The sequence below is a fragment of the Paraburkholderia sp. FW306-2-2C-D06C genome, assembly GCF_058781505.1.
In genome coordinates this window covers 1-7416 of the sequence record NZ_JBYSWU010000104.1, presented here as the reverse complement: position 1 = coordinate 7416, position 7416 = coordinate 1, and the positions used below count along the sequence as shown (strand labels likewise).

The following is a 7416-nucleotide window of genomic DNA, read 5'->3' as shown; positions in this document are numbered from 1 at the left end:
ATCTTCACGTTCGCGATGTCGACGCCCGTGCCGTCCGACTTCACCCGGACTTTCACGTTGTAGTCGACCACTCTCTTCACTGGCACCAGGATTTTCATGCACACGCTCCAAAGTTACGAATACGTCAACCCAACGAACATTATAACGACTGCCCTTACGGAAGCCGTGTCGCGGGCGCTTTAGCAGGAGGATATCGCTCCTCAGCAGCGTGACGGCAATATCGAACGGTCGTTCTATTTTAATCTCGAAAAAACCCGGGCGGCAACCCCGGGTTCCGACTTACGACTCTAATTTTGCCTTGCCGCCATATCTTGCTACTCCGATGACCGTCAGATCACCAGGCGACGATCACCGACCCGCCGAATTTGCTTTCGACAAACTGCTTCACTTCCGGCGAATGATACGCCGCGACCAGCTTGGCGACCCACGGCTTGTTGCGGTCGGCTTCGCGGATCGCGATGATGTTCACGTACGGACCCTTCGGGTCCTCGATCGCGATGGCGTCCTGTTTCGGCTTCAGGCCCGCTTCCATCGCGAAGTTGGTGTTGATCGCGGCGGCGTCCACGTCGTTCAGCGAACGCGGGATTTGTGCGGCGTCGAGTTCGACGATCTTCAGCTTCTTCGGGTTGTCGACGATGTCGAGCGGCGTCGCCTTCAGGCCCGCATCCGCCTTCAGCTTCAGCAGACCCTGCTTTTGCAGCAGCAACAGCGCGCGGCCGCCATTGGTCGGATCGTTCGGCACGGCGATCTTCGCGCCCGGCTGCAACTCGGCGAGCGACTTCACCTTCTTCGAATAGATACCCATCGGGTACGTGACCGTGTCGGCGACACGAATCAGCCTGTAGCCGCGGTCCTTTACCTGCGCCTGCAAGTACGGGTCATGCTGGTAGCTGTTCGCGTCGAGGTCGCCGCCGGCGAGCGCCGCGTTCGGCTGCACGTAGTCGGAGAACTCGACGATCTTGATGTTCAGGCCGCTCTTCGCCGCGACCGTCTTCACGACTTCCATGATCTGCGCGTGCGGGCCGCCGGTCACGCCGACCTTGATCGACTCGTCAGCGTGAGCAGCCGTAGCGGCAGCGAACAGCGACGCGGCGCCGAGCGTGGCGGCCAGCTTGAGAATGAAACGACGTTGCATGATGGACCTTTCCGAATCTATCGATTCTGTTGAGCGGGTTCCGATGACCCTTGTTTATTTATGGCTCAAACGGCGCACGAGCCAATCCCCGAACGACTGCACCAGTTGCACGAAGACGATCAGAATCACCACGACCGTCAGCATCACTTCCGGCAGGAAACGCTGATACCCGTAACGGATGCCCAGATCGCCGAGGCCGCCGCCGCCGATCGCGCCGGCCATCGCCGAATAGCCGACCAGCGAAACGAACGTGATCGTCAAACCGGCTACGACGCCCGGCAGCGATTCCGGCAACAGCACCTTCAAGACGATCTGGCTGGTGGTCGCGCCCATCGCCTGCGCGGCTTCGATCAGACCGCGATCGACTTCGCGCAAAGCGGTTTCGACCAGACGCGCGATGAACGGCGCAGCGGCGATCGTCAGCGGCACCACGGCCGCGGCCGTGCCGATCGACGAACCCACCACCAGCCGCGTGAACGGAATCACCGCGACCAGCAAGATAATGAACGGCGTCGACCGCACGGCATTGACGATCACGCCCATCGCGCGGTTCACCGCGACGTTCTGCAACACGCCCTGGCGATCCGTCAGATACAGCAGCACGCCGAGCGGCAAACCCACCAAAGCGCCGACCAGTCCGGAAATGCCCACCATCACGAGCGTTTCCCAGAACGACTGGACGAACATGTCGAACATTTCACTCAACATACGAGAGCTCCTCTACCACCACACCCTGCTCACGCAGATACGTCAGCGCCTGTGCGACCTTCGCCGGTTCGCCGCCCGCGAGCACCGCGAGCGAACCGAACGCCTGCCCCTGGATCTCGTCGATCTGGCCATGCAGGATGTTGAAGTCGAGTTCGTAGCAGCGAATCGTCTCCGACAGAATCGGCTGATCGACGCCCGAGCCGGTGAAGGCGAGGCGCAACAAATGGCCGCGGCCGGTCTTCAGGCGTTCGGCGACACGCGCCTTCATCGCCGGCGGCAGCTCCTGGGCGATCACGTCGCCGATCAGCGCGCGTGTGACTTCGTGATGCGGTTGCAGGAACACGTCGATGACCTTGCCTTCTTCGACCACGCGGCCCGCGTCCAGCACCGCGACGCGGTCGCAGACCTGCTTGATCACGTCCATCTGGTGCGTGATCAGTACGACCGTGAGGTTCAGTTCGCGGTTGATGCGCTTGAGCAGTTCGAGAATCGCGCGGGTGGTTTCGGGATCGAGCGCGGAGGTGGCTTCGTCGGAGAGCAGCACTTTCGGCTTGCTCGCCAGCGCACGCGCAATGCCCACGCGCTGTTTCTGCCCGCCGCTGATCTGCGCCGGATAGCGATCCTTCTGCGCCGACAGCCCGACCAGTTCGAGCAGCGGCAGCACGTTCGCCTCGATCTCGTCGCGCTTCATGCCGGCCAGTTCGAGCGGCAACGCCACGTTCTCGTACACCGTGCGTGACGACAACAGGTTGAAGTGCTGGAAGATCATGCCGATCTCGCGACGCGCCTCGCGCAATTGCGCGGCGGGCAGCGTCGTCAGATCGCGGCCGTTGACGACGATGTTGCCTTCGGTCGGGCGCGTCAGCAGGTTGATGGTGCGCACGAGCGTACTCTTGCCCGCGCCGCTGCGGCCGATGATGCCGAACACCTCGCCCGCCGGAATCGACAGATTGACGTTGTGCAGCGCCTCGACCCAGCCCCGGGGCCCCTCGAAGCGCTGAGAGATATTGCGTATTTCGATCATGGAAAAACCAAACGGCGGAGGTTGCCAGCGAGCGTTTTGCGCTCCCGACAAGCGGCCGCCGTTGCTTTTATTGGGATTTGAGGCCGCAATTCTACCGCAGCACCGACATTCCCTTTAATAATCAATTACGATCTTTTCATAACCAGAGAGAATTAGAGGCACGCCCGGTAAGCGATTCTCGCGTACGGCACAACGGCTGCGACTATGATCGGGCGGATCAAAATCAGGACACATGGCGGCTATGGAGACAACCCAACCCGGCAATGCGCGTTCCGCGGCGGATATCCGCACTGGCGCCCCGTTGCGCTCGACGGTCACGACGAGCGACGGCTTCGAACTGCCGCTATATCGCTGGCCGGCCGCCGCGCCGCTGCGCGCCACGGTCGCGCTGCTGCACGGGCTTGCGGAACATGCCGGACGCTACGCCGCATTGGCCGCGCGCCTGAACGCGGCCGGCATCGAACTGGTCGCGATCGATTTGCGCGGACACGGGCAAGCGCCCGGCAAACGGGCCTATGTGAAGCGTTTCGACGACTATCTGCTGGATGCACAAGCCTTGCTCGACGCCGCGGCGCAGAGTTGCGCCCCGCTCTTCCTGATGGGGCACAGCATGGGCGGCGCAGTGGCCGCGCTCTACGCGATCGAGCGCCTCGACGCGACTGGCCGGCGACTGAGCGGTCTGATCCTGTCGAGCCCCGCGCTCGCGCCCGGCCGCGACGTACCGCGCTGGATGCTCAAGCTGAGCCAGGTGATCAGCCGCCTGTGGCCGACCTTCCCAGCGATGAAAATCGACGCGGCTTTGCTGTCGCGCCTCGAGTCAGTGGTGAACGCCAATCGCCGCGATCCACTGGTGCACCACGGCTCAATACCCGCGCGCACCGGAGCGGAAATCCTGCTCGCGATGGCACGCATAGAACGAGGCCGCGCGGGCTTGCGCGTGCCGCTGCTGGTGTATCACGGCACCGCGGACCAGCTCACCGAACCCGATGGCAGCCGCGATTTCGGCAAACACGCGGGCTCACCGGACAAGACGCTCACGCTGCACGAGGACAGCTATCACGAAACGATGAACGATCTGGACCGCGACCGGGTGATCGGAGAATTGATTGGGTGGATCGAGGCGCGCTTGCCCAAGGCCTGAGCGCTGCGGCGACAGCCTGGCATAACGGCGAGGCGCCGCTAGCCTAGCGCTTCCAGGCGGGCGCGCGTTTGTCGATGAAAGCTTGCACGCCTTCGAGCGCGGAGTCGTCCATCATGTTGCAGGCCATCGTCTGACCGGCGAGCTGGTAAGCCGCTTCAATACCCATCTCCAACTGACGGTAGAACAGGCCCTTGCCGGCGCTGACGGCTTCGACCGGTTTCGCGCAAATGCTGGTGGCGAGTCTCGCGACCTCGGCATCGAGCGCGTCCGCCGGCACGACGCGGTTCACCAGACCCTGATGCTTCGCCTCGGCTGCATCGATGAAATCGCCAGTCAGCAGCATTTCGAGCGCAGCCTTGCGCGACAGGTTGCGCGACAACGGCACCGAAGGCGTCGCGCAGAACAGCCCCAGATTGACGCCGGAGACCGCAAAGCGCGCGGTATCGGCAGCGACCGCGAGATCGCACATCGCCACGAGCTGACAGCCGGCCGCCGTCGCGATGCCATGCACGCGCGCGATCACCGGCTGCGGCAAGCGCTGGATCGTCAGCATCAGCTTCGTGCAGCGCGCGAACAATGCCTGATAGTAAGCAAGCGACGGCGCCGCGCGCATTTCCTTCAGATCGTGCCCCGCGCAAAAGGCGCGGCCCGCGCCGGCGATCACGACCACCCGCGCGCTGGACTGCCCGAGCCCGGTCAACACGGTCTGCAATTCGTCGAGCAAGGCCTCGGAAAGCGCGTTGAACGCGTCCGGCCGGCTCATCGTCACCAGCACGACGCCTGGCAAGCCGTACGCGCCGTGTTCGATCTCCACCAGTGAAGCGCTGCGCATATCGGCATTCATGGCTCGCTCCTCCTTGAAGTTCGGGGTGGGTTCTCCGCGGCGCTCAGATTCCGGCCAGCGCGCGCACATGCGCAACCACGCTGCGTCCTAGCGCCGACAGGTTGTAGCCGCCTTCCAGGCAACTGACGATACGCCCTTGCGCATAGCGCCTTGCGATCTCGCGCACCTGATCGGTGATCCACGCGTAGTCGTCTTCGACGAGGCCCATGTTGCCGAGATCGTCCTCGCGATGCGCGTCGAAGCCGGCCGAGATGAAGATCATCTCCGGCTTGAATTCGTGCAGACGCGGCAGCCACAGCATATCGACTACCTCGCGCACCGCCATGCCCTTCGAGCGCGCCGGCATCGGCACGTTGCACATGTTGGGCGCCTGGTTGTCGGCGCCGGTGAACGGATAGAACGGATGCTGGAAGATGCTGCACATCAGCACGCGCGAATCGCCCGAAAAGGCGGCTTCGGTGCCGTTGCCGTGATGGACGTCGAAGTCGACAATCGCGACGCGCTGCATGCCGTGCACTTCGAGCGCATGGCGCGCGGCAATCGCGACGTTGTTGAAGAAGCAGAAACCCATCGCACGCGCCGGCTCGGCATGGTGGCCGGGCGGGCGCACGCTGCAAAACGCGTTGTCGTGTCGGCCTTCGATGACGGCGTCGGTCGCGGCCACCGCGGCGCCCGCCGCGCGCAGCGCGGCCTGCCAGGTGTGCGGGTTCATCGACGTGTCGGGGTCGATTTCGGCGAGGCCCTCGGCGGGCGAGCGGCTACGGATGTAATCGACGTGCGCCTGGGTATGCACGCGCAATAACGACGCTTCGTCGGCGAGCGGCGGCGACTCGCGTTCGATCAGCGAGTCGATACGGCTTGCGATCAGTTGGTCTTCGATTGCCTGCAGGCGCGCCGGGCATTCGGGATGCCATTGCCCCATATCGTGCAGCAGACAGTCGGGGTGGGAATAAAAGCCTGTTGCCATGGTTCTCTTCTGCGACGCGGCGCCTTCGAGGCGCGCGGCGTGTCTCCGTCCAAGGGCGCGCACCCTCGGCGCGCCAACTATCGTCAAGTTACCACACGATGCGGCTATGACGTGCCGGGCTCAGTTTTGCAGAAGGCGTCGGGTATACTGCCCCGATCCGTTTTTCCCCTGTCTCTTTTGCACTGCGCCCCAGCTCACTATGACCGTCAAGCTTGCTCTGTCTGCACGAAACCGGCTACGCACAACGAGCGTAGCCGCCGCACTGTCCGTCGCGTGGTGCGCGTTCACAGCAGCCTGTCCGGCAATGGCGCAAAGCACCGCGCAAAGACCGCCGCTGCTGGTCGCGCAAAGCCAGCCGCAACAGACGGTGCCGCAAGGGCAAACCTTCGAAGAAGAGATCATCCCGCAGCGCTATGCGAATAATCCCAACGTCGACGCGTTCGTCAACGACATGTCCGCGCGCTACGACTTCGACCAGGCCGCGCTGCACGCGTTGTTTGCACGCGTGAGCTATTCGGCGACGGCGGTCAAGCTGGTCACGCCGTCACCCTCGCCGACGGTCAAGAACTGGCGCGTGTACCAGTCGCGCTTTCTCGACCAGGTTCGCATCAACGCCGGCGTGCGCTTCTGGCGCGCCAACCAGGCGACGCTGCAACGCGCTTACGAAGAGTTCGGCGTGCCGCCGGAAGTGATCGTCGGCATCATCGGCGTGGAGACGATCTACGGTCGCTTCATGGGCAACTTCCGCGTGCTCGATGCGCTGACCACGCTCACTTTCGACTATCCGAACACCGCCAATCGCGCGGATCGTCAGGCGACCTTCCGCAAGAATCTCGAAGACTACCTGGTGTGGACGCGCGATTCGCAAATCGATCCGACCACGGTGCTCGGTTCGTACACCGGCGCAATCGGCATTCCGCAATTCCTGCCGAGCAGCATCGTGCAATACGCGGTGAGCTACGACGGCAACAAGCAGATCGATCTGCGCACGAGCCAGGCGGATGCGATCGGCAGCGTGGCGAACTATCTGCGTCAGAACGGCTGGGAAAACGGCCGGCCCGTGGTATGGAAGATCGGTTCTGACGCGGGCAGCCTGGGCGTTGCGCAAGCCGCCGCGGACGGTCAGCCGGAACCGCACTGGCCGTTGCAGCAACTGCTGCGCGCCGGACTGGCGATGGACGAGCCGAGGCTCGATATCGCGTCTGAAGCGGGTACGCCGGTGACGGTGGTCGATTTGCCGTCGCCGGGGCGGGGCACCGAATACATGCTGGGCTTGAAGAACTTTTATGTACTGACGCGCTATAACCGCAGCTTCTTTTATGCGCTCGCGGTTTATCAGTTAGGCGAGCGGGTCAAAGCGCAGATGGCCGCGAGCGATGCGGCGAACGGCAACCCGAACGGCAACCATGCAGCGCCGCCAAGTGCGGCTTCGCAGTAGCCTGCGCTGCGGGGCGCTGGGTCCCGCTGCATGACCAGATATAAAAAAGCGCCGGCTGAAACCGGCGCTTTTTTGTTGGCTATGACCCGTCCTGAAATGGGTTGACACTTTTTCCGCCCCTGGAAGGAGAGTCAATTGGAATCAGGGATCAAGCGAACA

The 7416-nt window shown here is 63.3% G+C and carries 7 protein-coding genes and 1 pseudogene; 2 read left to right on the top strand and 6 right to left on the bottom strand.

Annotated features, from left to right (window positions below; genetic code table 11):
- From AC3WLT_RS36625 to AC3WLT_RS36610, 4 genes and pseudogenes are all read right to left on the bottom strand, one after another.
- Positions 1–98: pseudogene (locus AC3WLT_RS36625) on the bottom strand (electron transfer flavoprotein subunit beta/FixA family protein); the annotation flags it as partial.
- Between the two features lie 236 nt (positions 99–334).
- A complete protein-coding gene (locus tag AC3WLT_RS36620) occupies positions 335–1135 on the bottom strand; it encodes a MetQ/NlpA family ABC transporter substrate-binding protein (protein ID WP_492596437.1) in 801 nt (266 codons plus the stop codon).
- Between the two features lie 54 nt (positions 1136–1189).
- Complete coding sequence (locus AC3WLT_RS36615) at positions 1190–1843, bottom strand: methionine ABC transporter permease (RefSeq protein WP_492596436.1); 654 nt, start codon at positions 1841–1843, stop codon at positions 1190–1192.
- Positions 1833–2867, bottom strand: coding sequence for a methionine ABC transporter ATP-binding protein (locus tag AC3WLT_RS36610; protein WP_492596435.1), 1035 nt, complete (start codon positions 2865–2867; stop codon positions 1833–1835). The genes AC3WLT_RS36615 and AC3WLT_RS36610 overlap by 11 nt, the downstream gene beginning before the upstream one ends.
- A gap of 241 nt (positions 2868–3108) precedes the next feature.
- Here AC3WLT_RS36610 and AC3WLT_RS36605 point away from each other — a divergent pair, with 241 nt between their 5' ends.
- Entirely contained in the window at positions 3109–4008 is a 900-nt protein-coding gene (locus AC3WLT_RS36605; RefSeq protein ID WP_492596434.1) for an alpha/beta hydrolase, read from the top strand.
- Positions 4009–4051: 43 nt separating this feature from the next.
- Here the strand turns inward: AC3WLT_RS36605 and AC3WLT_RS36600 are convergent, their stop codons facing one another.
- A complete protein-coding gene (locus AC3WLT_RS36600; protein ID WP_492596433.1) occupies positions 4052–4852 on the bottom strand; it encodes an enoyl-CoA hydratase in 801 nt (266 codons plus the stop codon).
- Positions 4853–4895: 43 nt separating this feature from the next.
- Positions 4896–5819, bottom strand: coding sequence for a histone deacetylase family protein (locus tag AC3WLT_RS36595; RefSeq protein ID WP_492596432.1), 924 nt, complete (start codon positions 5817–5819; stop codon positions 4896–4898).
- A gap of 199 nt (positions 5820–6018) precedes the next feature.
- Here AC3WLT_RS36595 and mltB point away from each other — a divergent pair, with 199 nt between their 5' ends.
- Positions 6019–7257 carry a lytic murein transglycosylase B gene (gene mltB, locus AC3WLT_RS36590; protein ID WP_492596431.1) on the top strand — a complete coding sequence of 413 codons (1239 nt, stop codon included), beginning with the start codon at positions 6019–6021 and terminating at the stop codon, positions 7255–7257.
- Positions 7258–7416: the final 159 nt, after the last annotated feature.

Excerpts from the sequence above, each read along its gene's own strand:
- AC3WLT_RS36620 (WP_492596437.1), bottom strand. The coding sequence starts at position 1,135 with ATGCAACGTCGTTTCATTCTCAAGCTGGCCGCCACGCTCGGCGCCGCG.
- AC3WLT_RS36615 (WP_492596436.1), bottom strand. The coding sequence starts at position 1,843 with ATGTTGAGTGAAATGTTCGACATGTTCGTCCAGTCGTTCTGGGAAACG.
- AC3WLT_RS36610 (WP_492596435.1), bottom strand. The coding sequence starts at position 2,867 with ATGATCGAAATACGCAATATCTCTCAGCGCTTCGAGGGGCCCCGGGGC.
- AC3WLT_RS36605 (WP_492596434.1), top strand. The coding sequence starts at position 3,109 with ATGGAGACAACCCAACCCGGCAATGCGCGTTCCGCGGCGGATATCCGC.
- AC3WLT_RS36600 (WP_492596433.1), bottom strand. The coding sequence starts at position 4,852 with ATGAATGCCGATATGCGCAGCGCTTCACTGGTGGAGATCGAACACGGC.
- AC3WLT_RS36595 (WP_492596432.1), bottom strand. The coding sequence starts at position 5,819 with ATGGCAACAGGCTTTTATTCCCACCCCGACTGTCTGCTGCACGATATG.
- mltB (WP_492596431.1), top strand. The coding sequence starts at position 6,019 with ATGACCGTCAAGCTTGCTCTGTCTGCACGAAACCGGCTACGCACAACG.